This is a genomic window from Rosenbergiella nectarea (assembly GCF_900111105.1).
Lineage (GTDB): Bacteria > Pseudomonadota > Gammaproteobacteria > Enterobacterales > Enterobacteriaceae > Rosenbergiella > Rosenbergiella nectarea.
The window spans coordinates 37,972-64,250 of record NZ_FOGC01000003.1; the positions used below are offsets into that span (position 1 = coordinate 37,972).

Sequence of the window (26,279 nt, forward strand, 5' to 3'; positions counted from 1 at the left end):
ACTGTGTGGCGGGGGAGGTGTTATAAAGGTTCTTACTTATAAATTCCTTAATGAGTAATTCTGTTCTTATTTCGCTAGGTTGGAATACCCTACCACAGTGAATTCATACTAAGTAAACTTGATATTGTCTTCATAAGCATTTAGCAAAACATGCTGCGTCGTCTCGACCTATATAGGGTCCATAATTATCTATGGGTATGTATCCGTTTTTTATGTAGAAATTCACAGCCCTGAGGTTAATATGTCGTGTTTCAAGCCAAATTTGGCGGTATCCCATTTCTTTAGCCCATGTTTCTAAATAAGCCAGTAGAGCACTGCCAATACCTGGAATGCTACGGTCTGAAAACATCCTTTTGAGCTCAGCGATATTTACAGTTAATGGTCTGATTGCTCCGCACCCTATAGCTCTTCTATTCTCATCTCTTGCGAGTATCCATAAGCATCCGCTTTCATCCATTGAACTTACGTTAAAATGGCTTTTACCACTATCGCCAGTAAGAGTCTTCAATTCTAATGAAAGTCTTTCTATTAGATTGAGGGAGTCTGTTGAATGCAGATCAGAGGTTTCAATGGTGATCATGACAAAACCCTTTAGTTGATGTACAAAAAATTATCACTACAGATAGTTTTTTATAAAGAGGGTTGAAATGTTCACCCTTGTGAAAACATTAAACTTTGATATTAACTGATCAAGGTGGAATTCATCGAAAACTATCCCATATATGACCGCATAGCTAATTAGGCCAAGCAGACTTTGCTTGGCCACTAATATTATTTCAAGCTGCTTAGCGCTGCCTCATAATCAGGTTCATGAGCGATTTCAGGAACCAGTTCGCTATAAATCACTTCATCATTTTCGTTCAATACCACGACTGCACGCGCGGTAAGGCCAGCGAGTGGGCCTTCTTCAATATCCACGCCCCATGCTTTTTTAAATTCCGGATGACGGAATGAAGATAACGACGCGACATTATCTAGTCCATCTGCCGCGCAGAAACGAGACTGTGCGAAAGGTAAGTCAGCGGAGATGCAAAGCACCACGGTATTCGCTAATTCTGACGCTAATTGGTTAAATTTACGGACAGAGGCTGCACAGACGCCAGTATCAACGCTTGGGAAAATATTCAGGACTTTGCGTTGACCTGCGTAGGCGCTTAAGCCCACATCCGCGAGATCTTTATTGGTAAGCGTCAATGCGGGGGCTTTGCTACCCGCGCTTGGGAATTGACCTGCGACAGCAATCGGTGAACCTTTAAGCGTAACAGTTTGCGACATAATAGATCCCTTAATCGAATGATATATTCCTAATCAGTAGGAACATTAATGAGTTAACGCTACTTTTATGACATACTTTTGCGGTTTAATCGAGAACTGAAATAAGAATTGGTCCTTTGGACCCTAACAGTGAGTTTACCGAGATTAAGGAATATCGCCTATGCGCCGTCAATTAAGTATTACCACCGCCTGTATCGTCCCGCTCTGTATGCTATGTAGTATGTCAGTCGGCGCGGAGACGTTGGCCACTCACCAAGAAATCGTGCGCCAAATAAAAGATGAGCCAGCCTCACTCGATCCGGCACAGGCCGTAGGACTCCCTGAAATTCCCGTTTTACGTGACTTATTTGAAGGGCTCACTAACCAAGACGAGCAGGGCCATCCTGTACCGGGTGTCGCACTGAACTGGAAAAGTAGCGACCAGAAAGTCTGGCTCTTCACGCTACGTAAAGACGCTAAGTGGTCCAATGGTGACCCGGTCACGGCAAAAGATTTTGTCTACAGCTGGCAGCGGATGGTCGATCCCAGCACTAGTTCGCCTTACGCATGGTTTCCAGCGTTAGCGGCTATTCAGAACGCTGCTGAAATAACTGCCGGTAAAAAACCCTTAGCCAGTTTAGGGGTAGTCGCGGCGGATGACTACCACCTTAGGGTGACTTTGTCGCATCCCGTGGCATGGTTTCCGGTCTTAACCAGTAGTTTCGCACTTTATCCAGTGCCGCAAAAAATCGTTGAGCAGTATGGTAATCAATGGACATTACCGGGGCACCTTGTCGGTAATGGGGCGTATCGACTGGATAAGCATATTGTGAATGAACGTGTGGTGCTAACGCGAAATCCTCAATACTGGGACAATGCACACTCAACCCTGAATAAGGTGACCTTTGTCCCCCTTAGCGATTCCGTCACGGCAACTCATTGGTATCAGGCTAACAATATCGATGTGACCGAGTCTTTCCCTAAAAATCGCTACCAAAGCTTGAAGCAAGCCCTACCTGGTGAAGTCTATACCCCAGCACAACTCGGTACTTATTACTACGCGTTTAATACGCAACAGGGTCCCACCGCTAACGTTAATGTTAGAAAAGCGTTATCTTGGAGTATTGATCGGCAGATTATCACAGAGAAAATCTTAGGCACGGGTGAGAAGGCAGCTTGGCATTTGACCCCAGATATTACTCAGGGTTTTGTCGCGCCAACCTTAGCCTACCAACAACTAAGTCAAGCTGAGCGAAACCGTCAGGCAAAGCTGCTGTTAAACGCCGCGGGTTACGGGCCGACTCACCCGCTAAAACTTAGCATTCTGTACAACACATCCGATAGTAATAAACAGATTGCGATCGCCGTGGCATCGATGTGGAAAAAGAATTTAGGCGCGGAAGTCAGCTTGGTGAATCAAGAGTGGAAAACCTATATCGATAGCCGTAAGCACGGCAATTTCGATGTGATCCGTGCCTCGTGGGTAGGGGATTATAACGAATCCTCTACTTTTCTCTCGTTGTTGACCTCGCAACATACGGGCAATATTTCACGCTTCACGAACAGCGCTTACGATGCTTTATTGGATAAGGCTAGCATGGCAACAACCTCAGCGGCGCGAGAAAAAATTTACACGATGGCAGAACAGATGATCGCCGACAATGCGCCTATCGCACCGATATATCAATACACCAATGGACGATTGATCAAACCTTGGGTTAAAGGCTATCCGATCACTAATCCTGAAGACGTTGTTTACAGCCGACAACTCCGTATAGAAAAGCATTAATGAAATTTTACGTATTAAGTCACGGACGATTCGTGACTTCACCTACACTCGAAAGAAACACGAGAAAAAGGGATCTGTTTTGAGCTCAATCGATATCAGCCAATTGCACGTGCCTGACGCCATCATTGCTTGTCAACTTGATGGCGAGGGGGGAATGTTACCTATTACCTCAGCAGGGGAAGTCGGACCGACCAAACCCTGCTGGGTTCACTTGGATTACTCCTCAACTGTTAGCCGAGATTGGTTACAGTCCACACCACTGATCCCGGATACGGTACGCGATGCATTGGCAGGTGACAGTTTACGTCCGCGTATTAGTCGGCTTGCCGATGGATTTATGTTGGTATTACGCAGCATTAATCATAATGATAATGCGCGTCCCGATCAGTTGGTGGCGGTACGTGTCTTTATAAACGGTGATTTAATTATCACCACGCGTAAGCGCAAAGCGCGTGCCATCGATAGGATCTGGGAGGACTTACAAAATGGGCACGGGGCAGAGAATGCAGGTAATTGGATCGTCGAATTTTGCGATGCCTTGACCGAACAAAGCGGTGAGTTTATCGAGCAATTGTATGACCGTATCATTGCGCTTGAAGATGCGTTACTCGACGGGAAAGTCCCCGCGCGGGGTGAGATGGCACTATTACGTAAACAATTAATTGTAATGAGGCGCTATATGGCGCCTCAGCGTGATGTGTTTGCACGAATTGCCAATGAGAAATTTACCTGGATGGCAGATGAGGACCGACGCTTAATGCAGGACATTGCTGATAGACTAGGGCGTGGATTGGAAGATCTCGATGCCGGTATCGCTCGAACCGCCGTGATCAGTGATGAGATCGATGCGCTGATTGCCGAGTCGATGAACCGCCGCACCTATATCATGTCATTAATGGCAATGGTATTTTTACCCGCAACTTTTCTTACCGGTCTTTTCGGTGTCAATCTGGGGGGAATTCCTGGGGGTAATTGGCACTACGGATTCGCGGTATTCTGTATCATTCTCGCGGCCATTGCGATTGCTGTAACGCTCTGGTTAAAGAGCCGCAAATGGCTCTAGAGAATGTCACACTAAAAGGTGATCTGAATCAAAACGCTAGTGTGTCTGCTGGGGCATACTTCTTCCCGCAGGTGAATGCAACGTCAAGCGATGGACGTTGTGCTCCACATTGTCTTACATTTTGAATTAAAGCATAGCGTAATTGATTCTCATGACCCCGGCACCTAGGCAACTAGGGCCGGTTTTTTTTTATTCAAAAAAAGGAAGGCCATTGCCTTCCTTAATGATCTAGCTAAGCTCGACAATATCGAGTCGGCCTACTGTACGCGGCTCATCGTCGTTATCCTCTGGCTGCCAGCCTGTTGGGGTGGTCGGCAGGGTTTCGCGATCAAAGGCAATGTCTCCACCTTCTACGACCGGACTTCCGTGCGTAACGGCGTCAAAATCGAATAACGCGGTATCAGCCATATGAGAAGGCACAATGTTTTGCATGGCGCTAAACATTGTTTCAATCCGACCAGGGTAACGCTTATCCCAATCACGTAACATATCACCGATGACTTGGCGTTGCAGGTTAGGCTGAGATCCACACAGGTTACAAGGAATAATTGGAAACTGTTTTGCTTCCGAGAAGCGGATGATGTCTTTCTCGCGGCAATAGGCAAGAGGGCGAATAACGATATGTTTGCCATCGTCACTCATCAGTTTGGGTGGCATCCCTTTCATTTTACCGCCGTAAAACATATTCAAGAATAATGTTTGAATAATATCATCGCGGTGATGGCCCAAGGCGATTTTAGTGCAACCTAATTCCGTGGCCGTACGGTACAGGATACCGCGACGCAGACGTGAGCATAATGAACAGGTCGTTTTTCCTTCGGGAATTTTTTCCTTAACGATCGAGTAGGTGTCTTCCTCCACGATCTTATAGTCAACGCCTAGCGACTCAAGGTACTCAGGCAGAATATGGCCAGGGAAGCCGGGTTGTTTCTGATCGAGGTTTACGGCGATCAGGGAAAAATTAATCGGCGCGCTCTTTTGTAAGCTGCGTAGAATCTCGAGCAGGGTGTAGCTGTCTTTACCGCCTGAAAGGCAAACCATGATGCGGTCGCCTTCCTCAATCATAGAAAAATCAGCAATCGCCTCACCGACGTTGCGACGTAAGCGTTTTTGTAATTTATTGAGGTTATATTGCTGTTTACTGGTAATTTCGGGATTGAATGACATTAAGCGAGTACCTGAATCAATAATTCTACGAGAAAGTCGTTGGGCAGTGGTTAAACGGGTCGTGGTTCAACGCGCGGCGAAGTCTAGCATATTTCCGACCTTAATCAGAAGCGTTGCTGCAAAAGTCTTTAAAAATCCTATTTAACCGCTTAATGTTAAATTAAATCGTAAAAAGTTATGTATTAACTCGATTATTCGTGGCAACTCTGACATATTTTCAGGCTCTTGCTTAACGTCCCTGGAGCTTACCGAATGAAAGTTGTTTCCTTACTGATTGCGGGCACCGTAATGTTACTGGCGGGTTGCAGCAGCCACCAGCCTGCAGAACCTGAGCAACAAGCCACCGCTGCCCATATTCAGCCTGTGCATATGTCCTCTATCGCCTCAGATAACTGTGCCATGGCAGGGGGATCGTTAGCTTATACCCGCCAACTTGATGGTAGCCGTGTTGGGATGTGTCAATTAGTGAACGGTAAGCGTTGCAGTGAGACGGCATTAATGAGTGGTAACTGCGCACGCTAGGATTTTTCTTCGCGTGCACGAGGTTACCTCACCGCGTTATCGCAAGGTTGCCCAGAGAATATCTGCGATAGATTAGTCAGTGTTGTCAGGGCAATACTGGAAAGCGCTTCTTGCGTTAAGAAAGCTTGGTGTCCGGTGAACAAAACATTATGACAAGCTGAGAGGCGTCCAAAAATATCATCTTGGATGATTTCATTCGATTTATCTTCAAAAAAGAGATCACATTCGTTCTCATAAACGTCCATCCCTAAAGCGCCGACTTTTCCTTCCTTCAACGCTTCGATCGCGGCGGAAGAGTCGATCAAACTGCCCCGGCTAGTATTGATGATCATGACCCCTTTTTTCATTTTATCGAAGGCGCGAGCATTAAGTAGATGGTGATTATCGGACGTCATCGGACAGTGCAGCGAAATAATGTCTGATCGTTGAAGTAGGTCGTCTAACGTCGTGTAGGTCGTACCACAAGCCTCTGCTTCAGCACTCGGGTAGGGATCGGTTGCCAGTAGCTCCATCCCGAAACCTCGCAAAATACGTAAGGTTGCAAGGCCTATTTTACCTGTCCCAATAATACCAACGGTTTTACCGTACATATTAAAACCGGTTAACCCCTCAAGTGAAAAATTACCTTCACGAGTACGTTGATAAGCACGATGAATACGACGGTTTAAGCACATCATCATCCCGATGGTATGCTCTGCGACCGCTTCGGGGGAGTAAGCCGGAACACGCACTACATCGATCCCTACTCGGTGTGCGCTATTAAGGTCGACATTATCAAACCCAGCACAGCGAAGCGCCACTACACGGACACCAAGACGATGTAATTCCTCCAAAATAGCCCCATCACACTCGTCGTTGACAAACAGGCAGACAGCTTGGTGACCCGCAGCATTTTTGGCCGTTTCCGCAGTTAGCCTAAAGTCAAAAAAACTGAAAGTGTAATTAAACTGTTTATTCACCTCATTGAGTACTGCTTGGTCATAACTCTTCGTACTATAAACCGCAATTTTCATAGTTATTTCTCCATTAGAGACTGGTGATGTTATACTTCGAGCAGTCCGAGTACATTTTGCGCTGTATCATATTTTTGAGAGTAAACTATTAAATTAAATTAATGGGTTAGTGGTAGTTGTTAAAAGCGTTATAAGGGATAAGGAAATATGTCGTTAGCGTTACGCTATATCTTATTTGCTGTGGCAATAGTGGGTGTTGGCCTAATTGGACTTGGGCTATCCATTAATCAATGGTCGACTCTAGCCGTACAGCACTTCTTACCTGAAGGGGTGACGATTGAACGGCAAGGTCGCTTCTCGCTATCGCTGTCACATATTACTTTACCTTCATTTACCCTAAACGCGCAGGGATGCCTACTCGCTCAAGTCTCCACGCCCCGCGTCGCACTTAGCCGTTATCCGTTAAACGTAGCAGTGGATAACCTTACGCTCAACAGTGACTGCTTCAAGCAGTGGCCTTCTAATCCGACTGCTGCCAGTAACCCGCTTAGTCTACGCCAATTACAGCAGCAAATTCCCGGGATTAAGGTTGATATTGCCTCGTTAACGATCACACCTTGGCAAACGTATCAGGGGGCGGTTCATTTTTCCTCTTCGGGTGCCCAACAGCAGCTAAGGTATCACGGGCAAGCGGTCGACGTGGACGCAGAACTTACCGGGCAGATGCTCAACCTTAAGACTGTTAGCATAGCGCACTCGTCATTGAAACAGCCGTTGTATTTATCAGGAAAAATTAGATTAGCCGACACTGTCACTACCGTTCCCGAGCAGGCGAGTGTAACCGGTAAAGTCGTTCTGGCGTCCTATCCTCACCCCCTTAGCGTGACACTGTCACGTAATCAACAGCGCGGCGAGCTGATGATCCAAGACCCCGCGGCTAGGCAACCCCTAATAAACGCACCCTTCACCCTGACACCTGAAGCGTTCCAAATTGAAAAAGGCACGTGGTCGTGGCCGGTACCTCAACAAAATCTGAGTGGCTTCTTCTCGTTTTCCGCTCGAAACTGGCAACAAGGTTTCGAACAGACGTTATTAACAGGGCGCGTCAATGCTCTGACTCAGGGGCGTGGCGGCAAAGGGAACGTGGTGCTGACCCTAGGGCCTGGAAAACTATCGTTAACTGATAATCAATTTCCACTACGCTTAACGGGTACCGCGAAACTGAAAGAGTTACAGTTTTACGCAGGCCTTCCCGCTGCATTAACTGGGGCGCTGCTCAATCCTGCCATCCATTTCCAACCTAAAGCCTTATTACTCATGCGAGGCGAAATTTTACCTGGCTGGGAAGTGGATGAAGCCAGATGGCCGATTGCAGGCGTGCGTCTTACTCAGCAAGGTTTTAGTGGTCTATTGCAAGCCAACTTTATGGTGAGAAACGAGCGGAGTAGTTTCTACCTATTGCATTTAGCCGGTATGGCTGAGAGTTTCTTACCGGACAAGGGGCGTTGGGACTGGCGTTATTGGGGTAAGGGCATGATCCTGCCTCTCACTGCCAATTGGGATGTACAAGGCCGTGGTTTTTGGCATAACGAAGAGATCACGCTGACCTCATTATCGACAGGCTTTGATCAGATCCGTTATGGCAGTATGTTAATGCAAAAACCGCGTATGACACTGGATGAGCCTGCACATTGGGTGACCCAACAAGATAAACCACAGTTTACGGGTCAATTCAATATCACAGCCGATCACACCTTTTTCGGTGAAACCAGCCAGTTACCGGCCGCACAACTTAACGTAAAGGTTAGCGGTACTACCCCCGATCAGTTTGGGTTCAAGGGACAACTGGTCGCGAACCGTATCGGGCCGGTGAAAGTTATCGGCCGGCGAGATAATAGCCGCTGGCTGGGACGAGCCTGGTGGCCAGAACAACCCCTATCGGTATTCCAGCCGTTAGTCGGGCCGACAAAAAGTGTGGCGTTGCGCTCAGGGAAGCTGCGTGCCCAAGCCGCTTTCTCGCTAACAGAAGACAAGGGTTTCCAAGCAGGCGGGCACTGGGTGGTAAACAATGGAAGTATTTGGCTACCCAATTATCAGTTTCATGGCGTGAATTTCTCATTACCGTTCCGTTTCAATGACCATCGCTGGCATTTTGGGTTACGTGAGCCAGTCTCGCTGTCGGTAGAAACTATCGATAATAAATTCCCCATGAGCCATTTAAACCTGAAGCTGAAGGGTAGCTGGCCATGGGATGAACAGAATCCGTTAACGCTTAATGATGCGTCGTTGGATATTTTTGGCGGGACCTTATCCATGGCGCATTTGCGGTTGCCTCAGCATCAAAGCGCATTGCTCGAGATTAAACATCTTGGGATGAGTCAATTAATAACGGCCATCCATCCCAAACAAATCGCGATGTCGGGTAAAATCAGTGGGCAATTACCTTTCTGGCTCGAAAATTCACCGTGGTTGATTGAGAAAGGGTGGATCAAGGATGATAAGGGGTTAACCCTACGCGTAGATAAAGATTTACTGGATCAAATATTAAAAAACAACCTCGCAGCGGGTGCAGCGATTGATTGGCTACGTTATATGGAAATTTCCAAATCTTATGCCACGGTTAACGTCAGTGCTAAAGGGGACATGCTGATGAAATCGCAGATCCATGGTACAAGCCGATTTGATGATAAAAGGCAGCGTGTTAATCTCAATTATCAGCACACTGAAAATATCTTTATGCTTTGGCGCAGTTTAAGTTATGGCGATAATTTACAGTCGTGGCTAGAGGAGCAAACCCGGCTGCCTGCTAATAAGGAAAATGCAAAATGAAATTAGGCATCATCGCACTACTTGGTGTATCGACAACCTTGGTCGGGTGTATTCCCAAAATTGAAGTGGCGGCGCCTAAAGAGCCGATTACGATTAATATGAACGTGAAGGTAGACCACGATATTACGATTAAAGCGGATCCTGAGGTTGAGCGGTTACTTAAGCAGCGGCAAGCAGAAAAAACGCCTGAAAAAATGCAAGTACCGGGTCAGCCCACAACAAAAAGCGCCAATTAAGGCGCTTTGCAGAGGGTTGTAGCTGAATTAGACGATTTGGTTAATCTCGGCTTTAGCGTCCTCAATCGTTTTTGTCGCGACATCAGGCCCGTAAGCAATCCCTTCAGCTAAAATAGTCTGTACATCGGTGATACCAATAAAACCTAAGAACAATGCGAGGTATGGGGTCACTAAATCTGTTGGGGTGTCCTTATGAATCCCCCCACGAGTGGAGAGAACAACGGCTTTTTTACCGGTAATCAATCCTTCAGGACCTGTCTCAGTGTAGCGGAATGTCACGCCAGCCCGAGCAATTAAATCAAAATAAGTCTTTAATTGCGTCGAGATATTGAAGTTATACATGGGGGCGGCCAGCACGATGATGTCATGAGCTTGTAACTCGGCAATTAACTCATCAGAGAGGGCTAAGGCCTGTTGTTGACGGTCAGTCAGCGGAGCCTCGCTTGGGCGTAAGGCACCCACTAATTCACCGTCTAAAACAGGAACAGGGTTAGCCGCGAGATCACGAATTGTGACATTGTCACCTTTTGCTATCGCGTGTTCTGCGTAATAATCCGCCAACAAACTTGATTGTGAATACTCGGCGAGGATGCTGGATTTAAGAACCAATACTTTGCTCATGATATTTCCTTATGAAACGGTAAGTTATTATCACTATAGGGGGTAAGGGCGAGAGAAAAAAGCTAATCTTTTCGATGTCTCTCTTCAAATTTTCTGAATAATTATCTTGGTAATGGCTTGCTGTCTCGCAACGGTTGCCGCCTGCCGTTTGGGGCAGAGTTATGCTATAATCCGGCCACTGCAGGCTATTTTTATTGCCTAACACCCTGTTGATACTCTCCGTTGCTTACTTTTCAAGGTAATACCGTTCTATGTCTAAAACTGAATCGACGACTCTTTCCTCTCTCTGGACGCGCAGCGATCACGTTTCATTTCGTGACCGCCAGCAGTTGCCCCGGCGATTAAGGGGGGTCGACAAGATGACTGGGTCTGAATCACAGCAGGCAGTGATGGCTAAAATTGAGCAAGACCTGGTTGCGGCTGAGCAGCGGCTTGTTGCCCATGACGCCAGCCGTCCAGCAACTATCCATTTTCCAGATAATTTACCGGTTAGCCAAAAACAACAGGCGATCGCCGACGCAATTAACCAACACCAAGTCGTGATTATTGCAGGGGAAACTGGTTCAGGGAAAACGACACAGATCCCTAAAATCTGTCTGGCGCTGGGACGTGGGCGTCAAGGACTCATCGGCCATACACAGCCACGACGCTTAGCGGCACGCACCGTTGCGACTCGAATTGCTGAGGAGCTTGGGACTTCACTGGGTGGGGTTGTGGGTTATCGAGTTCGGTTTACCGATCAAATTTCTGAGCAGACGCATATCAAATTGATGACCGACGGTATTTTACTGGCCGAGATCCAACAAGATAAACGTCTACTGCAGTACGACACGATTATTATTGATGAAGCGCATGAACGCAGTCTTAACATTGATTTCCTCTTAGGCTATTTACGCGAACTACTGCCCAAACGTCCTGACTTAAAAGTTATTATTACTTCAGCGACCATCGACCCAGAGCGTTTTTCTAAACATTTTAATGATGCACCAATCATTGAAGTGTCAGGTCGTACCTATCCTGTCGAGATTCGCTACCGACCGGTCAGTGCCGACAGTAGTGAAGGGGATCGCGATCAACTGCAAGCCATTTTTGACGCGGTGGATGAGCTCTATCGCGAGCCGCCAGGTGACATTCTTATCTTTATGAGCGGAGAGCGTGAGATTCGCGATACCGCCGACGCGCTAGAACGTCAAGGGTTAGCCCATACTGAAATTTTACCGCTCTACGCACGCTTATCGAATAGCGAACAGAACCGAGTGTTTCAGACCCATACCGGCCGACGCATCGTCTTAGCGACCAACGTCGCCGAAACGTCCCTTACGGTACCGGGCATCAAATACGTTATTGATCCCGGTACGGCGAGAATCAGTCGTTACAGTTACCGGACGAAAGTCCAGCGTTTGCCTATTGAGCCAATCTCCCAAGCTTCTGCGAATCAACGTGCGGGGCGCTGTGGTCGGGTCTCCGAAGGGATATGTATCCGTCTGTACGCAGAAGACGACTATCTTTCTCGTCCCGAATTTACCGACCCGGAAATTCTACGGACCAATTTGGCTTCCGTCATTCTGCAAATGACTGCACTAGGCTTAGGTAATATTCAGCACTTTCCGTTTGTTGAAAAGCCGGATAATCGGAATATTCAAGATGGTGTGCGCTTATTAGAAGAGTTGGGAGCCGTCGAGAATACGTCAAACGATGTACAGAAACTGACAGCTTCGGGCCGTCAATTAGCACAATTACCGATCGACCCGCGTTTAGCTAAGATGGTTCTTTCAGCACAACAATTTGGTTGTGTGCGGGAAGCGATGATTATTACTGCCGCGTTATCCATTCAAGATCCTCGAGAGCGACCTGTCGATCGCCAACAGGCCTCTGATGAGAAACATCGCCGATTTGCCGATAAAGAGTCGGATTTCCTGGCGTGGGTGAATTTATGGAATTACGTCCAAGAACAGCAGAAGGCTCTAACCGGTAACCAATTCCGCCGTCAATGTAAAAGTGACTACCTCAATTACCTGCGTATTCGTGAATGGCAAGATATCTACACGCAATTACGTCAAGTTGTTCGCGAACTCGGGTTCTCACTAAACAGCGAACCGGCCCCATACCGCGAGCTGCACAGCGCCTTGTTAAGTGGACTGTTATCGCGTGTAGGCCAGAAAGAGGTCGAAAAGGGCGAGTTTATGGGCTCGCGACAAACGCGCTTTCATCTTTTCCCTGCGTCCAGTTTATTCAAAAAACCACCTAAGTGGGTGATGGTCGCTGAATTGGTGGAAACCAGTAAGTTGTGGGGAAGGATTGCTGCAAAGATCGACCCTGAATGGATTGAACCGTTGGCGACTCACTTAGTGAAACATAGCTACAGTGAACCCCATTGGGAAAAGAAGCAAGGGGCCGTCTTTGCCTTTGAAAAGGTCACCTTATATGGCCTAGCGATTGTTTCGCAGCGTAAAGTCAATTACAGCAAAATCGACCCGGCGATCTGTCGCGAGCTGTTCATTCGTCATGCTCTGGTTGAAGGTGAATGGCAAACCCATCATCGATTCTTTAGTCACAACCAAAGGTTACGGTTAGAGGTCGAGGACCTTGAGCATAAATCTCGTCGACGAGATATTTTAGTCGATGATGAAACATTATTTGCGTTCTACGAACAGCGGATCCCCAGCGATATCGTTTCGGTTCGTCATTTTGATAAGTGGTGGAAAAAGGCTTATCAACAAGACCCTCAACAACTCGATTTCGATAAAACCATGCTGGTCCGTGAGGGCGCGGGGAATATTGATGCCAATGATTATCCCAATAGCTGGCGACAAGGTAACGTGCAATTACCCCTGACGTATCAATTTGAGCCTGGAAAGGATGCCGATGGGGTGACCGTGCATATTCCGCTGCCGCTGCTCAATCAGATCACCGAACAAGGTTTTGATTGGCAGATCCCGGGTCTGCGTAAAACCTTGATTGTGGCGTTGATCAAGTCGTTACCGAAACCGATCCGTCGTAATTTTGTGCCCGCACCAGACTATGCGGAGGCTTTCTTAGGTCGCGTGACGGATTTGAGCTTACCGTTACTCGAATGCTTAGAACGTGAATTCCGGCGGATGAGCGGAGTAACCATCGAACGCGATGCGTGGCAATTAGCACAGGTCCCAGACCATCTTAAAATGACGTTTCGGGTGCTTGACGGCAATAAAAAAACGCTGCAAGAGAGTAAGTCTCTCACAGAACTCCAGCAGCAGTTAAAAGGAAAAGTCCGCGAGACGCTCTCCAAGGTGGCTGATGTTGGCTTAGAAAAGCAGGGCGTGACGGAATGGGACTTTGGTGAACTACCGCAAACGTTTAGCCGCGAGCAAGCGGGCTTTACCTTAAAGGCGTGGCCAGCGCTGGTGGACGAGAAGCAGAGTGTGGCGATAAAGTTATTCGACACCGAAGCGGAACAGCAACAGGCCATGTGGCAAGGACAGCGGCGATTATTACTGCTAAACATCCCATCGCCCATTAAATATCTGCACGAGAAGCTTCCTAACAAAGCGAAGCTCGGTCTTTATTTTAATCCTTATGGTCAAGTCCTACAGCTGATTGATGATTGTATCCACTGTGGGATCGATAAAATTATGGCGGAGCAAGGAGGGTTGGTTTGGGACGAGCAGCACTTCATGGCGTTACGTGAGAAAGTCAAAGCAGAGTTGAACCAGACAGTCGTTGAGATTGCCCAGCAAGTCGAGCAGATCCTTTCCACCGTCTTTGCGATTAACAAACGGCTTAAAGGGCGAGTCGATATGGCGTTAGCACTGGCACTGAGTGACATCAAAGCGCAGCTCTCTCACTTAGTTTACCCTGGGTTCGTGACGCAGAATGGCTGGCGGAAGCTCGCTGATACCTTAAGGTATTTACACGCTATTGAGCGCCGATTAGATAAACTGCCCGTCGATCCACACAGTGACCGCGCACGAATGTTGCGGGTACAGCAGGTCGAGCAGGCCATACAGCGTTATCGGCATAAATTACCTAAGGCTGAACAGCACAACGATAAGGTGATGGCCGCCCGCTGGATGGTCGAAGAGTTAAGGGTGAGCCTTTTTGCCCAACAACTCGGGACCCCTTATCCGGTGTCAGAAAAGCGGATTACGCAATTACTGGAAGAGTCGCCGAGCTGATGCTCGGTAGGGCTTATTGAATATTGTTAGTTAACGCCGGTATTTTGCCGTTGAAGGAGCTTACGGCGATGGCACGATTATCGGCGCGGTTGCGATCTTCCGGTGAAGGCGCCGAGCTTTGCACACCAATAATTTGCCACTGATTATGACTGTTAATCATTAACGGTGAACCGCTATCGCCCGGAAGGGTATCGCATTGGTGCGAGAGTACCGCCGTCTGTGACCATCCGGTGATTTTACAGCCTATATGTGCGAAGAGGTTATCGAGATTATCTGCAGGATAGCCCGCTTGCGTAACGTTATTGTCCACCGCGTTCAAGGCGGTCATTAATTGTTCTCTATCGCCACTAAAAATTGGAATGGGGGTGATAGCTGAGGGGGGATTATGCAAAATAACGACTGCGTAATCTGAGGGCGCGGCCTTCGCCGGGACTATCCAACCTTCGCCCGCCGCTTTCAATTTTCCGGCCAAACCGGGTGCGACTTTGGCATCAATATCGTGGATCTCGTAAACCCAGCCTTTTTTAGTGGTGACAAAACGTAATGCTACAGGGGGATCGAATTTACCAGGTGGCGCTAACAGGCAGTGTCCGGCGGTTAAGGCGACATGAGGGGAAATAAGGGTAGCTGTACAGAGATTACCACTTTCTGTTTCAAGTTGACCGATGGCATCCCAAGGATGGCTTTGCGGTTTATCAATCTCTACACGATGATCTTTGCCGAAAAAGAGTGTTTTAATCTGCGCTGGGCTGGGCGTGTCGTCATCTGCATAGGCCTGAAAGTGACAGCAGAACAGGGCAAAAAAACACAATCTTTTGAAGCGCATAATGTTCTCAACAGCAGCATAGAAAATTTTATAGCGACACTATAGACGTATCAACTAAGAAAAGGGAAGGTAATTGTCACTGAGTGGATGATGTTAGATAAAACAACCCGCAGCCATAATGCCGCAAACAATGACGCTCAGAAGTATAATTTCATAACGGTAGCGGCGCATCATCGACAGACCCCCGTGAAGAAACACCCGGCATAACCGGGTGTTTATCTCACTTTGACACTTGTAACGCTTAAGGCTCACTTATTTTTTAGTGACTTTCTTAGCGTGGTGTTTTTTAGCCGCTTGTGCTTTTTGCGCTGCAGCAGGTTTTGCTTTCTTCGCGTGGTGTTTTTTAGCCGCTTGTGCTTTTTGCGCTGCAGCAGGTTTTACTTTCTTAGTGTGATGCTTTTTAGCTGCTTGTGCTTTTTGCGCTGCAGCAGGTTTTACTTTCTTAGCGTGATGCTTTTTAGCCGCTTGAGCTTTTTGTTCTGCAGCAGGTTTTGCTTTCTTAGCGTGATGCTTTTTAGCCGCTTGAGCTTTTTGCTCTGCAGCAGGTTTTGCTTTCTTAGCATGATGCTTTTTAGCATGGTGCTTGGCAGGGGCTGCAGTCGTTGTCGTCTTAGCAGCAGAAGCTGCTGGGGTAGCTGTAGTGTCCGCAGCGAAAGCTGCTGAAGAGATACCCATAGCCGCGGCAACTACCAGTGCGAAAAGCTTTTTCATTTGAATTTCCTCAATATCACATTATCGGATAGCTCACTGCGGAGCTGGTAGAATCACTATATGAGGAATCCCGAAAACTGTCCGTTGGTGATTGGTATCGGTATGTAACGGTATGTACAACCCGACTACCTACCCAAATAACGGCGCTCCAAGTGCTGCCTAAACCATTTAGGATTCAGCGTTTCCCCCGTGGCCTGTTGCATTAGCGCGTCGACGGAGTATCGGCTGCCTTGACGCCAAATAGCGTGGTTAAGCCAGTCGAAAATAGGCTTCAAATCCCCGAGTGTGATGGCTTCGTCAATGCTCGGGAGTTGTTGCTGGAGGCTATTGAAAAGTTGCGCCGCATACATGGCACCTAGTGTGTAGGTAGGAAAATAGCCAAAGGAACCATCTGTCCAGTGAATATCCTGCATACAACCATTGCGATAATCACCCGCAGTACTTAAGCCAAGGTAACGCTGCATTGTGTCATTCCATAAATCAGGGATATCGCCGACCTCAACCTCACCATTGATCAGTGACCGTTCAATTTCATAACGCAGGATAACATGAGCTGGATAGCTGACCTCGTCTGCATCCACACGTATAAGGCCAGGACTCACGTGCTGGACTTGTTTCACTAAATCGTCAAGGGAAAGGTCAGTGGCGGCCGTTAAATGTTGACAAATGAGAGGGTGCAGACGTTGTAAAAACGCCTTACTACGCCCAAGTTGCATTTCTAAGAATAGACTCTGTGACTCATGAATAGCAGTGGAACGTGCTAGTCCAATAGGTTGGCCTGACCACTGTTTAGGCAGATTTTGTTCATAACGTGCATGGCCAGTTTCGTGAATTACCCCCATCAAGGCACTGAGAAATTCAGTGGTATCATAGCGCGTAGTGATGCGCACATCAGTCGATACTCCACCACAGAAAGGATGGGCGCTGATATCAAGACGACCATGTTCAAAATCAAAGTCCAGCAGTTGCATGACGGACTCAGCTAAGGCTTTTTGCTGTGAAATAGGATAGATACGCTGCGTTGGTAAGGCTGTGCGTGAGGGCTGTTTTGCGACAACTTGTTGGAGAAGATCAGGTAACCATCCGATCAACTCACCAAAAAGCGTATCGAGTCGTTGGCTAGTCATTCCCGGCTCGTAGAGATTAAGGAGTCCATCATAGGGCGAAACGCCAAGTGCTTGCGCCCGGAGTTGTGCCTCTTGGCGGGCGAGTTCGACGACAGGAACGAGGTTGCGCTGAAATCCTTGCCAGTCATTCTCAATGCGCTGCTGACGCCACGCTCGTTCGCAACGACTTCCCGCGAGGGCTTGAGCTTCCACCAGTTCGGTGGGTAATAAGGCAGCATCATTATAATGACGTGAGATTTCGTGAAGATTAGCTTGCTGAACGCTATCTAATGCCTCGTGTTGAGCCTGAGCGATCAACTCCGCCGTGCTGGCTTGCACGAGAATTTCATGATGCATCACACTGAGTTCGGCTAATGCTTCTCCTCGTGCATCACTACCGCCACTTGGCATCATGGTCTGCATATCCCATCCGGCAATAGCAGAGAGGTGATCGAGCCGGGCTAAGCGTTGAAAACGTTCAGTCAGAGCTTGGTAAGCTTTCATAAATTATCCTTGTGCGCAGCGGTAAGCAGTGAAGTATCGGGAGTAAATGAATTAAGGGGCCAACTAAAACGTAAACAGGCTCCCCCCAACGGACTACTTTCTGCCCGAATAGAGCCTTGAAAGGCTTGAGCAATGGAATGGACGATAGCTAAGCCTAAGCCACATCCCCCCGTTGCACGATCACGACTTGGGTCTAGACGGACAAAAGGCTCAAAGATCTTAGCCCGTTGCTCGGCGGGGATCCCCGGTCCATCATCTTCGACTTGTAAATAACCACATTGAGAGTCAAACCACAAACTGATCCGCAATCGTTGATCTGCATAACGTAAGGCATTATTCACCAGATTATCGAGGACACGCTCCATTAAACGATTGTCTGTGGTATGGCACGCGGCTTGTGGTGGTACATCCAGTTGGATCGTTTTATCCGCACGGATCACGCGTAAATCATCAACCCATTCAATCAGCCACTCACGTAGGTCAATCTGTTGTAAGGAGAGGGCGACTTGCGGCCGGTCGAGGCGAGCAAAGGTTAATAACTCTTGGATCAGCGCCTCGAGTTGTCCGATATCACGATTTAAGGCGGTCGATTCCGCCGGCGATAAGTTATCACTCATCGCTAAGCGATAGCGTAAACGCACTAACGGAGTACGCAATTCATGCGCAATCCCATCGATAAGCAATTTTTTACTGGCGACTAAGTCTTTAATATTATCGGCCATCTGATTGAAGGCGACTCCCAGTCGATAGAGACTGGATGTATTCTCGAATTGTGTTCGCGCATCTAAGTCACCCTCACCAAATCGTTGTGCCATCTTTTCTAATTTCAGCATTTCTTGCCAATGTGGACGCATCCAAATAAATACCGGCAAAGCCAATGACATGGCAATGAAGGTTAATAGCAGCAGATCAAGCATACGCATCTGATGGAGAAAAAAGAGATAGGGGATGGGACCGACAGATAAGACATAGTGGCTGCGAGGAATGTGCTGAATAAAGGTATACTGGTCGTCTAAGGCGACAATTTCACCGGCATGTAACCGGCGCATATCAGCCGCCGGTAATTGATAGTTGGTCAGTGGCTCAATATGAAGCTTAAAAGAGAGATTAAGGTCGAGGTTATCAACCGTACTGTTCCAATCTTTAGGGGGGATTTCTCGAAGTTCACTGCGCATTAGCGACAGCGAACTGGCCATAAGATCATTCATTGACTGTCGGCCCGCACGCTCTGCCGTCATCTTATAGACCAGGCCGACTAGCAACGTCATGACGATAAAGCAGACAAATAATAATAGGTAGAATTGAATGAATAATTTTTTCATTCTGAGTCGGCTTCCCACGCTTGCGGGGCAAACAGATACCCTTTATTACGGATCGTCTTGATGCGAAAAGGTTCAGTGGCGCTGTCGTAGAGTTTCTTACGTAAGCGCGAAATTGCCACGTCAATACTCCGGTCCATCCCGTCGTAACTGACCCCCCGCAATGTCTGGAGTAACACATCCCGGTTCAAAATCTGCCCCGCATGACTGGCGAGTTCCCATAATAGGTCAAAATCAGCGGTAGATAGGCCGATAATCTCGCTGTCTAACGTGACTTGGCGGTTCGCCATATCAATGGTGAGTTTGCCAAAAGTAATGACACGGCTTTGACGGGTCGCGCTCGGCCGTTCTTCGGAAGAGGTCGATGGCTGACTTTGACGCAGATGTAAACGCAACCTCGCCAGTAATACTGCAGGGGGGGTGGTTTTAAGGATATAGTCATTTGCGCCAATCTCTAGCGCTAAAATATGATTCATATCGCTGTCTAACGAGGTCAGTAATACGATTGGACCTTGCCATTGAGTGCGCAGATCGCGACAAAGAGACAGTCCATCTTTACCTGGCAACATTATATCGAGCAACACGAGGTCAGGTTTGGCGGCTAAAATCGTCGCTTCTGCGCGGTCACCTCGTGTTTCAATGATCACTTCAATATCATGTTTTTTTAAGTAGGCAGAAATTAATTCGCCGATCTCAATTTCATCTTCAACGTAAACTATTTTATTCATTTTTAACAAAATTCTTTTTTATTTAACAATAAAACAACGTTACTGGAAATTATAGCTACGTTATCACGAAAAAGGCATCTCTTGCTGGTATAATAACGTAATTATATGCGACTATAAGCGCCGCTGAGATATGGTAAAACTGACGAACACTGGGGGATGATGTGCCAACGCCATCGACATCAACAATCAAAAATAATGACTCTATTTCATTTAATTACAGTAGCTTGCTTTTAGCTTCATGTAAGAAGAAATGGCGATTCGTTGATGCGATCTACGGAGTTCTCCCTATCTTTGGCGTAGTGACTCGTAAATCAGCACATAATAAACTGGAAACGGTTGAATATTTCAAAGAATTGGCATTACAAATTATTTCGACTCAAGTCAGCGACGAAATGAATATTGCCCGATTATTAGTTCTTGCCGAACAACAAAATATTAAACATTTTACCATTCAATTACCTTATTCGCTGTCAGACCATCAAATCGCACTTATTCATACGGAGTATCGAAAATCAGTTTCTCTGCATCAAGAAAATGATTTTCTGCATGTTCGCTTTGAGTTCCGCTGAGGGATCAAAGGCCATCCTCGCATGGACAGCCTTAAGCCACTATAACTTACTCAGACTGATTGCCACACCACTAAAGATTATCGCGAAGATTATCACTTTATCTACCGTCCGCAGTTGATAGTGTTGGCGATGTTGCCATCCCGCATAGAGAAAAACTAACAGGCCAGGCGCGTAAAGGGTGAGCGACATCATGAGATGTTCGAGGCCTGACGCGTAGAGTAACCAAATCCCATATAATGTCGCACCAATACCGATTAGCAGTGGTCGATAGCTGCGCATTTGATAACTGATTTTAGCTAAGAACAATCCAACCAACAGATAAGGGACCAGCACCATCTCTGACGCGATGATCAATAACGTACTGTAATCAAGATGAAAGAAAGCTATCGCGATTAAACAGAGTTGAACGCTAATATTGGTCATCCACAGACTGCCAATCGGGGCATCTGCTTGGTTCTGTCTCGCGATGACTTTGGGGAATGCACCGCGTTTGGCCGCGATAAAAGGGATTTCTGCGGCCATAATGGTCCAGCTTAGGTAAGCACCAGAGACCGAGAGAATAATCCCCCCCACGATAATCCAATACCCATAAGGGCCGATCATTGCTACCAGTAACCCGCCCATAGACGGATTTTTCATGGTGGCGAGGGTCTCTCGTGGAATAATCCCGAGTGACAGTATCGTCACCAATAAATAGACAATCAGCGCTGAAATTACGGCGAAAAGTGTTGCCTTACCGATATCATTCTTATTTTTCGCACGCCCGGAGACCACCACAGCGCCTTCTACACCAATGAAGACCCACAGTGTAATGAGCATCGTCTGCTTAACCTGTGACCATACCGGTAGATGTAATTGACTCCCTGAAAAATCAAATGAGAATTGGCGATAGTCGAAATGCATTATCCCGACGACAATAAAGAGGACTAAGGGCACTAGCTTACCGAGGGTAGCAAGCAGGTTTATGCTCGCCGCGGTTTGGACGCCGCGAGTAATAAGTGCGTGAATAATCCATAATAATATTGAGGCCCCTAACATCGATTGCCAGGTGTTGCCGTCTCCGAACACTACGTGTCCGGGGGAGTCAGTGAAGAAACTGAGTGCAGAGAAAACCACGACTAAATACGACACGTTAGCGATCACTGCACAGAGCCAATAGCCCCAAGCAGAGAGGAAACCAATCGTTTTACCGAAGCCATCTTCGGCATAGGTGAAAATCCCGCCATCTAAATCGGGTCGCAAGCGCGAGAGATAAAGCATGGCTGTCGCCAAAAAAAGGATTCCGATACCGGTGATTGACCACCCGATCACTAAGGCTTCAGAACCCGAGACGGCGGCCATATTTTGAGGGAGGCTGAATACACCCGCGCCGAGCATGGAGCTGAGGACTAACGCGGTGAGTGCACCCACACCTATTTTCTTACCGGTCATAAACACCTACTAACTTGCTAAAAAGTCTCGATAAGCCTACTAAAGCAGCAGGTGATGCTAAGAAAAGAAAGCATCACAACATATTTTATGGATCGAGTTAGGGCGCTGATTCTACGAATTGAAGGGTAAGAATGCAATGAGTATAAATGCGAAAAAATGATTATTTATGCACTAGGTAATGAAAAAAAGCACCCTCAGGTGCTTAAGTCGTTATTTGAACAGTTCTGCGGTCACGGTAAGGTTACCGCCACTTTGGTTCTGCCACTGGCGGGTAATATGGTAATACTTCGCGCCTTTATCTGCCGCTCGGCGGGCAATAGCGGTCGACATCTCAGTTGGATTACCGAAATGTGCGGTAAGGGTTACCGTATCGAAAGGGGTCATCTGTGCAGCCGTGATATCGTTCACCTCTTGGATCTTCCCGCCTTGTGGGAGTGAAACGGTATAACGCTTATTGGTCGACGTTCGGGTTTCATAAAAACGCCCAACACTTTCACTGACGGAATTTGAAGAGGCTACGCCTGGAATTTCCACTTTCTTGGCCGCTGCGCCCCCTGCAGCGAGTGCAGCTTTACCGGCTTGAGAGTCGGCTGGAATCGCATCAGGACTTTGTACGACGCGTTGCGGGGCATCGGCTTTATACACATAAGCCGTGACATACTGGTTACCGCCATTGTTCGCAGCAATTTGACGGATAATAAAGAAGGCATCGGCATCCTTCGCTTTTGCCGCACGGGAGATCGCATATTCGACCTGCGGTTGGCTAGGATAAAAGCCTCTAATGCTTACGGTATCGTAAGGCTCTAGACGATAGGCTTCGGCTTTAGGCAACTCTTTAATACCATTAATATAGCGGTATTGAGGATCTTTAGGAGCAGGGGCGGCATCGGGTAGGTAAAGGTCTGCAGTGATCCGCCAGTTCCCCCCATTACTGTTACTGTCGTGTACTGACACAACATAAAATCCGGCTGCACCCGCATCGTCTGCACGTTTCGAGACGGCATTACTCACGTCAAGCAACGAATTAAAGCGGCCTGAGAAATTAATTCTTTTATAGGGTGCCAGAGATGCGGCTTTTTTAGGGCTAAGTTCTTGGGCGGCAAAGGCAGTAGACAGCCCTAGCGAAATAAGCGCTGTAGCGAAAACTGTAGCAGTAAATTTCATAAAACGTCCTTCAGCTTGCACAGAAAAGAAAATTTATTGTTAATTGTTGAAAGCTGATTATTACATGGAAAAGATAAGCTGTCTTAGTCAATTGTTTGACAAATGTCTATAAAAGAGGGGGAGATGGGCAGAGTCGCCTTAATCTTGACGACTCTTCATAGGCAATAGGTTATTCAGGTAAAAGATCAGGGCGCATCACCAACAGATCACAGCGCAGATGGTCGATGACTTGCTCAGCTGTATTGCCCAAGAAAGCGGCCGAAAACCCGGTACGGCCAAATGTCCCTAGTACGACTACACCGGCATTGAGTTGTGCAGCAATTTCAGGGATTACTTCTTCAGGTTCGCCTTGTTCGACATAAGTATGCGCGCTATCAATGGAGAAGGGCTGACGTAGCGCTTTCATAGCCAGTAAATGTTGACCTCTAACTGCATCACTGTAACGTTGTGCATCGAAATCAGGAAGCTCAATGGCAAGATTTACCGGCGTGATGGGATAAGCCCCAACAAGTCGAACCGCAGTTTGGTTTACTTGGGAGGCTAAAGCCTGCGTTTCACGGACCAGTTTTCGATTAAGGTCATCATGCTGTTGGTCGTCGCTGGCCAAATTCACGGCCACAACTGCGGTAGCGTCTTCCGGCCAGGGCTGGTCTTTGACCATCCACACCGGGCAAGGGCTTTTACGTAATATTTGCCAATCTGTGGGAGTGAATATGACGGATTCCAATCGATCGTATTGATGCGCCATTTTTAACACGAGGTCATAATCCCCCGTTTCAATCTCTTGGAGGATGGCATCTTGTTGACGATTGTGCCAAACCACCTTCAGTGCAATATCGACCCCAGACTCGAGATAGACGCGTGCTTGATACTTAAGCCATTCTGTACGTTGCTGGATCATCTCTTGACGCATACTCTCTCTTTCTTCCGTCGCAAGCGCCGTCGTCAGTTCATAGGAGAGGTCATAAATGGCTAAAAATGCGGTAATTTTGCCACCCAGTCGATGATTAAGATACACCGCACGACGAAGAGCGGGTTGGTCATCCTGATCTGGGTCAATGGCCACGAGAATATTTTGATAATGCGTCATATGACAACCCCTCAGTGCATGTAGTTACCTAAGGATAGTCCGGATTTATTGAAAAGGAGGTAAAAAACCGGAACATCATTATTGAGTAACATAGCGTATCCGGTTTCGCTTATCTAGGGTATCTTTACGCGCATTTTTGTGCATGGCCTGCCAGAGCATTCAGCATATCGTGGTTTTCAATAGTAATGTACTTGCCTTTCACAGATAGCATCCCGCTTTTTTGGAAACGACCCAATAACCGACTAATTGTTTCTACGGTGAGTCCCAAATAATTTCCAATATCTCCACGGGTCATTGTCAGTCGGAATTCACGTTGAGAAAACCCCCGTTGACCAAAACGTTGCGAAAGATTCCAAATAAAAGCGGCTAAACGTTCCTCTGCATTCTTTTTAGAAAGTAGCAGGATCATCTCTTGGTCAGCTTTGATTTCGCCACTCATAAGTCGCATGATTTGATGACGAAGAGCAGGCATTTTTCCAGCCAAATCATCCAGTGTATCGAAGGGGATCTCACAAACCATAGAGGTTTCGAGCGCTTGAGCGAAAGAAGGGTGGTGACCTGACGTGATGGCGTCAAAGCCAATGACATCACCCGCAAGATGGAAACCAGTAATTTGCTCATCCCCTTGCTCGGTGATGGTATAGCTTTTTAACGTCCCTGAACGCAGCGCATAGAGGGATTTTAATTCATCGCCAGCTTTGAACAATGATTGCGATTTCTGAATCGGTTTCTTGCGCTCAATAATATTATCGAGCTGATTAAGCTCATGGTTGTTAAGGGTAAAAGGGATACAAAGTTGGTTAATGCTGCAATCCTGGCAATGAATTGAACTGCCATTAACTGGGACGCGTTTGATTAATCTTTTTTCACTCAGCATGATGAATACTCCACATTATTGTCTGGAGATACTCTAACATTTTTCGCGAAGAAAAAAAGGTCTTATCCGCGATCAATTTATCGTTGTTTTTTCACAAAAAAAACTGACATTACTTTTGTTTAAAATCAATAATATAAGCTAATAATAGAAATTATTAAGATTTATACTTTACAAAATAATACATTAGTTACATTGAACTTATAAATGTAATTAATATTAGCAATCTAACGATATGTCGACGAAAAAATGCTTGAAAGCGTCGCTTATCGTGCATTTTATAATCATATTAGTTAGCCTTAGTTATATCTTATTCTTTTTGGTTATTTAATAGTTTTCTATAATCTATGTTTATTCCTAACTATCTAATTTAAATAGATAAAAGATATTTTCCATTCATAAAAAAGTGTTTTCGTTTAAGGTTTGAGATTGTTCTCTGATCGCGGTCTTCAATCTCTCGACAGTAGTATTGAATAAGGCATCAGTAGGCGTGATGATACCGACCGCCTCACCGGGATCGGTGAAAACTAACGGCAGCGGGGAAAGGGCCTGATGCAATAAGTCCTCCCGTACGGCACCAGATGGAACGAACCAGACATAATTGTAGTGGAGAGCTAATTGACGAGCGAGAGAGGTGGAAGACGTTTCGATACGTGTCTCTGGTAATCTGCACGCTTGACTCTCTAAGATCCGTTGAGCAATACGCCAAGGCGCTGTACCTTCAGGAGAAATTACCACCGGCCAGTTCATTGCAGCGGCGAGACTCACATTCCCCTTTAACAGGGGATGAGCAGGATTCACCACTAGCTTGACTTTTTCAGTAAACAGTAGTTCATACTCAAGTCCATCCATAAATTTTTTTTCGGCAAGGCGACCGATACCAAGGTCATATTCGCGCGCACGGAGTGCGGCGAGTAGAACGTTATTATGCAGTGTCGAGACTTGGAGCTGAACGTTGGGATTACGATGATGAAACGCATCGATAATCCTCGGTAAAATTCCCATAGCTACCGTCGTTAACGCGGCTAAGCGGATAACTTGAACGGGGGAGGTTTCCAGTGCAAACAAACTATCCGTGGCATGTTGCAAGGTATTGAGAATTTGTAAAGCATGAGGAAGTAACTGCTGAGCTTCATGGGTGAGTATCACCCCTTGCCCTTGCCGAATGATGATGTCATAGCCACAGAGCTGCTTTAATTCTGCAAGGGTTTTTGATAAAGCAGGCTGGCTGATGGACAGCGTTTTCGCTGCAGCACTGATCGATTTCTGTTGAGCGACCGCTGCCAGCGCGTGAAAATGCCTGAGACGGATTTTTTGATTGAAGCGTTGAATATCCACCAGCCTATCCTGTGTTACAAATTTGTATTTA

The 26,279-nt window shown here is 47.0% G+C and carries 22 protein-coding genes; 7 read left to right on the plus strand and 15 right to left on the minus strand.

Annotation, left to right across the window (positions count from 1 at the left end; translation table 11 throughout):
• Positions 1-130 precede the first annotated feature (130 nt).
• Both BMX14_RS04775 and tpx read right to left on the minus strand, forming a co-directional pair.
• Positions 131-580 carry a GNAT family N-acetyltransferase gene (locus BMX14_RS04775; protein WP_092673576.1) on the minus strand — a complete coding sequence of 150 codons (450 nt, stop codon included), beginning with the start codon at positions 578-580 and terminating at the stop codon, positions 131-133.
• 191 nt (positions 581-771) lie between these two features.
• A complete protein-coding gene (gene tpx / locus BMX14_RS04780; RefSeq protein ID WP_092673579.1) occupies positions 772-1,275 on the minus strand; it encodes a thiol peroxidase in 504 nt (167 codons plus the stop codon).
• A 160-nt stretch (positions 1,276-1,435) separates the two neighbouring features.
• Here tpx and BMX14_RS04785 point away from each other — a divergent pair, with 160 nt between their 5' ends.
• Both BMX14_RS04785 and zntB read left to right on the plus strand, forming a co-directional pair.
• Entirely contained in the window at positions 1,436-3,043 is a 1,608-nt protein-coding gene (locus BMX14_RS04785) for a peptide ABC transporter substrate-binding protein (RefSeq protein ID WP_092673582.1), read from the plus strand.
• A gap of 79 nt (positions 3,044-3,122) precedes the next feature.
• On the plus strand, positions 3,123-4,106 hold the full coding sequence (gene zntB / locus BMX14_RS04790) for a zinc transporter ZntB (protein ID WP_092673585.1): 984 nt from the start codon (positions 3,123-3,125) through the stop codon (positions 4,104-4,106).
• Between the two features lie 228 nt (positions 4,107-4,334).
• On the opposite strand, the gene ttcA is transcribed toward zntB, so the two are convergent.
• The gene (ttcA, locus tag BMX14_RS04795; RefSeq protein ID WP_092673588.1) at positions 4,335-5,273 is read right to left on the minus strand and encodes a tRNA 2-thiocytidine(32) synthetase TtcA; all 939 of its coding nucleotides are present in this window, start codon (positions 5,271-5,273) and stop codon (positions 4,335-4,337) included.
• 252 nt (positions 5,274-5,525) lie between these two features.
• Here ttcA and BMX14_RS04800 point away from each other — a divergent pair, with 252 nt between their 5' ends.
• On the plus strand, positions 5,526-5,795 hold the full coding sequence (locus BMX14_RS04800; protein WP_092673591.1) for a putative hemolysin: 270 nt from the start codon (positions 5,526-5,528) through the stop codon (positions 5,793-5,795).
• Between the two features lie 23 nt (positions 5,796-5,818).
• On the opposite strand, the gene BMX14_RS04805 is transcribed toward BMX14_RS04800, so the two are convergent.
• Positions 5,819-6,808 carry a 2-hydroxyacid dehydrogenase gene (locus BMX14_RS04805; protein ID WP_092673594.1) on the minus strand — a complete coding sequence of 330 codons (990 nt, stop codon included), beginning with the start codon at positions 6,806-6,808 and terminating at the stop codon, positions 5,819-5,821.
• 147 nt (positions 6,809-6,955) lie between these two features.
• On the opposite strand from BMX14_RS04805, the gene BMX14_RS04810 reads away from it, so the two are divergent.
• Together BMX14_RS04810 and BMX14_RS04815 are read left to right on the plus strand one after the other, a co-directional pair.
• A complete protein-coding gene (locus BMX14_RS04810; RefSeq protein WP_092673597.1) occupies positions 6,956-9,577 on the plus strand; it encodes a YdbH family protein in 2,622 nt (873 codons plus the stop codon).
• Positions 9,574-9,813, plus strand: coding sequence for a YnbE family lipoprotein (locus BMX14_RS04815; protein WP_092673600.1), 240 nt, complete (start codon positions 9,574-9,576; stop codon positions 9,811-9,813). The genes BMX14_RS04810 and BMX14_RS04815 overlap by 4 nt, the downstream gene beginning before the upstream one ends.
• 27 nt (positions 9,814-9,840) lie before the next feature.
• Here the strand turns inward: BMX14_RS04815 and BMX14_RS04820 are convergent, their stop codons facing one another.
• The gene (locus BMX14_RS04820) at positions 9,841-10,434 is read right to left on the minus strand and encodes an FMN-dependent NADH-azoreductase (RefSeq protein WP_092673602.1); all 594 of its coding nucleotides are present in this window, start codon (positions 10,432-10,434) and stop codon (positions 9,841-9,843) included.
• A gap of 251 nt (positions 10,435-10,685) precedes the next feature.
• On the opposite strand from BMX14_RS04820, the gene hrpA reads away from it, so the two are divergent.
• On the plus strand, positions 10,686-14,588 hold the full coding sequence (gene hrpA / locus BMX14_RS04825; protein ID WP_092673605.1) for an ATP-dependent RNA helicase HrpA: 3,903 nt from the start codon (positions 10,686-10,688) through the stop codon (positions 14,586-14,588).
• 13 nt (positions 14,589-14,601) lie between these two features.
• Here hrpA and BMX14_RS04830 read toward each other — a convergent pair whose 3' ends face one another.
• The 5 genes from BMX14_RS04830 to rstA form a co-directional block, all read right to left on the minus strand.
• Complete coding sequence (locus BMX14_RS04830; protein ID WP_092673607.1) at positions 14,602-15,414, minus strand: trypsin-like serine peptidase; 813 nt, start codon at positions 15,412-15,414, stop codon at positions 14,602-14,604.
• Between the two features lie 252 nt (positions 15,415-15,666).
• Complete coding sequence (gene asr, locus BMX14_RS04835) at positions 15,667-16,125, minus strand: acid resistance repetitive basic protein Asr (RefSeq protein WP_092673610.1); 459 nt, start codon at positions 16,123-16,125, stop codon at positions 15,667-15,669.
• Positions 16,126-16,250: 125 nt separating this feature from the next.
• Positions 16,251-17,735 (minus strand): carboxypeptidase M32, encoded by a 1,485-nt coding sequence (locus tag BMX14_RS04840; protein WP_092673613.1) that lies wholly within the window; start codon positions 17,733-17,735, stop codon positions 16,251-16,253.
• Complete coding sequence (gene rstB / locus BMX14_RS04845; RefSeq protein WP_092673616.1) at positions 17,732-19,057, minus strand: two-component system sensor histidine kinase RstB; 1,326 nt, start codon at positions 19,055-19,057, stop codon at positions 17,732-17,734. The genes BMX14_RS04840 and rstB overlap by 4 nt, the downstream gene beginning before the upstream one ends.
• Positions 19,054-19,782, minus strand: a complete 729-nt coding sequence (rstA, locus tag BMX14_RS04850; protein ID WP_092673619.1) for a two-component system response regulator RstA — start codon at positions 19,780-19,782, stop codon at positions 19,054-19,056. The genes rstB and rstA overlap by 4 nt, the downstream gene beginning before the upstream one ends.
• 161 nt (positions 19,783-19,943) lie before the next feature.
• Between rstA and BMX14_RS04855 the strand changes: the two genes are divergently transcribed.
• Positions 19,944-20,351, plus strand: coding sequence for a hypothetical protein (locus BMX14_RS04855; RefSeq protein WP_092673621.1), 408 nt, complete (start codon positions 19,944-19,946; stop codon positions 20,349-20,351).
• 39 nt (positions 20,352-20,390) lie between these two features.
• Here the strand turns inward: BMX14_RS04855 and BMX14_RS04860 are convergent, their stop codons facing one another.
• From BMX14_RS04860 to BMX14_RS04880, 5 genes are all read right to left on the minus strand, one after another.
• A complete protein-coding gene (locus BMX14_RS04860; RefSeq protein WP_092673624.1) occupies positions 20,391-21,782 on the minus strand; it encodes a basic amino acid/polyamine antiporter in 1,392 nt (463 codons plus the stop codon).
• Between the two features lie 210 nt (positions 21,783-21,992).
• Positions 21,993-22,946 carry a DUF1471 family protein YdgH gene (gene ydgH, locus BMX14_RS04865; RefSeq protein WP_092673627.1) on the minus strand — a complete coding sequence of 318 codons (954 nt, stop codon included), beginning with the start codon at positions 22,944-22,946 and terminating at the stop codon, positions 21,993-21,995.
• A gap of 169 nt (positions 22,947-23,115) precedes the next feature.
• Complete coding sequence (gene uspE, locus BMX14_RS04870) at positions 23,116-24,036, minus strand: universal stress protein UspE (RefSeq protein WP_092673630.1); 921 nt, start codon at positions 24,034-24,036, stop codon at positions 23,116-23,118.
• A 124-nt stretch (positions 24,037-24,160) separates the two neighbouring features.
• Positions 24,161-24,913, minus strand: coding sequence for an FNR family transcription factor (locus BMX14_RS04875; protein ID WP_092673633.1), 753 nt, complete (start codon positions 24,911-24,913; stop codon positions 24,161-24,163).
• 393 nt (positions 24,914-25,306) lie between these two features.
• Complete coding sequence (locus tag BMX14_RS04880; protein ID WP_230527300.1) at positions 25,307-26,248, minus strand: LysR substrate-binding domain-containing protein; 942 nt, start codon at positions 26,246-26,248, stop codon at positions 25,307-25,309.
• Positions 26,249-26,279: the final 31 nt, after the last annotated feature.

Bases quoted from the DNA above. Each gene is read 5' to 3' on its own strand.
- BMX14_RS04775 (WP_092673576.1), bottom strand. From the start codon at position 580: ATGATCACCATTGAAACCTCTGATCTGCATTCAACAGACTCCCTCAAT.
- tpx (WP_092673579.1), bottom strand. From the start codon at position 1,275: ATGTCGCAAACTGTTACGCTTAAAGGTTCACCGATTGCTGTCGCAGGT.
- BMX14_RS04785 (WP_092673582.1), top strand. From the start codon at position 1,436: ATGCGCCGTCAATTAAGTATTACCACCGCCTGTATCGTCCCGCTCTGT.
- ttcA (WP_092673588.1), bottom strand. From the start codon at position 5,273: ATGTCATTCAATCCCGAAATTACCAGTAAACAGCAATATAACCTCAAT.
- BMX14_RS04800 (WP_092673591.1), top strand. From the start codon at position 5,526: ATGAAAGTTGTTTCCTTACTGATTGCGGGCACCGTAATGTTACTGGCG.
- BMX14_RS04805 (WP_092673594.1), bottom strand. From the start codon at position 6,808: ATGAAAATTGCGGTTTATAGTACGAAGAGTTATGACCAAGCAGTACTC.
- BMX14_RS04810 (WP_092673597.1), top strand. From the start codon at position 6,956: ATGTCGTTAGCGTTACGCTATATCTTATTTGCTGTGGCAATAGTGGGT.
- BMX14_RS04815 (WP_092673600.1), top strand. From the start codon at position 9,574: ATGAAATTAGGCATCATCGCACTACTTGGTGTATCGACAACCTTGGTC.
- BMX14_RS04820 (WP_092673602.1), bottom strand. From the start codon at position 10,434: ATGAGCAAAGTATTGGTTCTTAAATCCAGCATCCTCGCCGAGTATTCA.
- hrpA (WP_092673605.1), top strand. From the start codon at position 10,686: ATGTCTAAAACTGAATCGACGACTCTTTCCTCTCTCTGGACGCGCAGC.
- BMX14_RS04830 (WP_092673607.1), bottom strand. From the start codon at position 15,414: ATGCGCTTCAAAAGATTGTGTTTTTTTGCCCTGTTCTGCTGTCACTTT.
- asr (WP_092673610.1), bottom strand. From the start codon at position 16,125: ATGAAAAAGCTTTTCGCACTGGTAGTTGCCGCGGCTATGGGTATCTCT.
- BMX14_RS04840 (WP_092673613.1), bottom strand. From the start codon at position 17,735: ATGAAAGCTTACCAAGCTCTGACTGAACGTTTTCAACGCTTAGCCCGG.
- rstB (WP_092673616.1), bottom strand. From the start codon at position 19,057: ATGAAAAAATTATTCATTCAATTCTACCTATTATTATTTGTCTGCTTT.
- rstA (WP_092673619.1), bottom strand. From the start codon at position 19,782: ATGAATAAAATAGTTTACGTTGAAGATGAAATTGAGATCGGCGAATTA.
- BMX14_RS04860 (WP_092673624.1), bottom strand. From the start codon at position 21,782: ATGACCGGTAAGAAAATAGGTGTGGGTGCACTCACCGCGTTAGTCCTC.
- ydgH (WP_092673627.1), bottom strand. From the start codon at position 22,946: ATGAAATTTACTGCTACAGTTTTCGCTACAGCGCTTATTTCGCTAGGG.
- uspE (WP_092673630.1), bottom strand. From the start codon at position 24,036: ATGACGCATTATCAAAATATTCTCGTGGCCATTGACCCAGATCAGGAT.
- BMX14_RS04875 (WP_092673633.1), bottom strand. From the start codon at position 24,913: ATGCTGAGTGAAAAAAGATTAATCAAACGCGTCCCAGTTAATGGCAGT.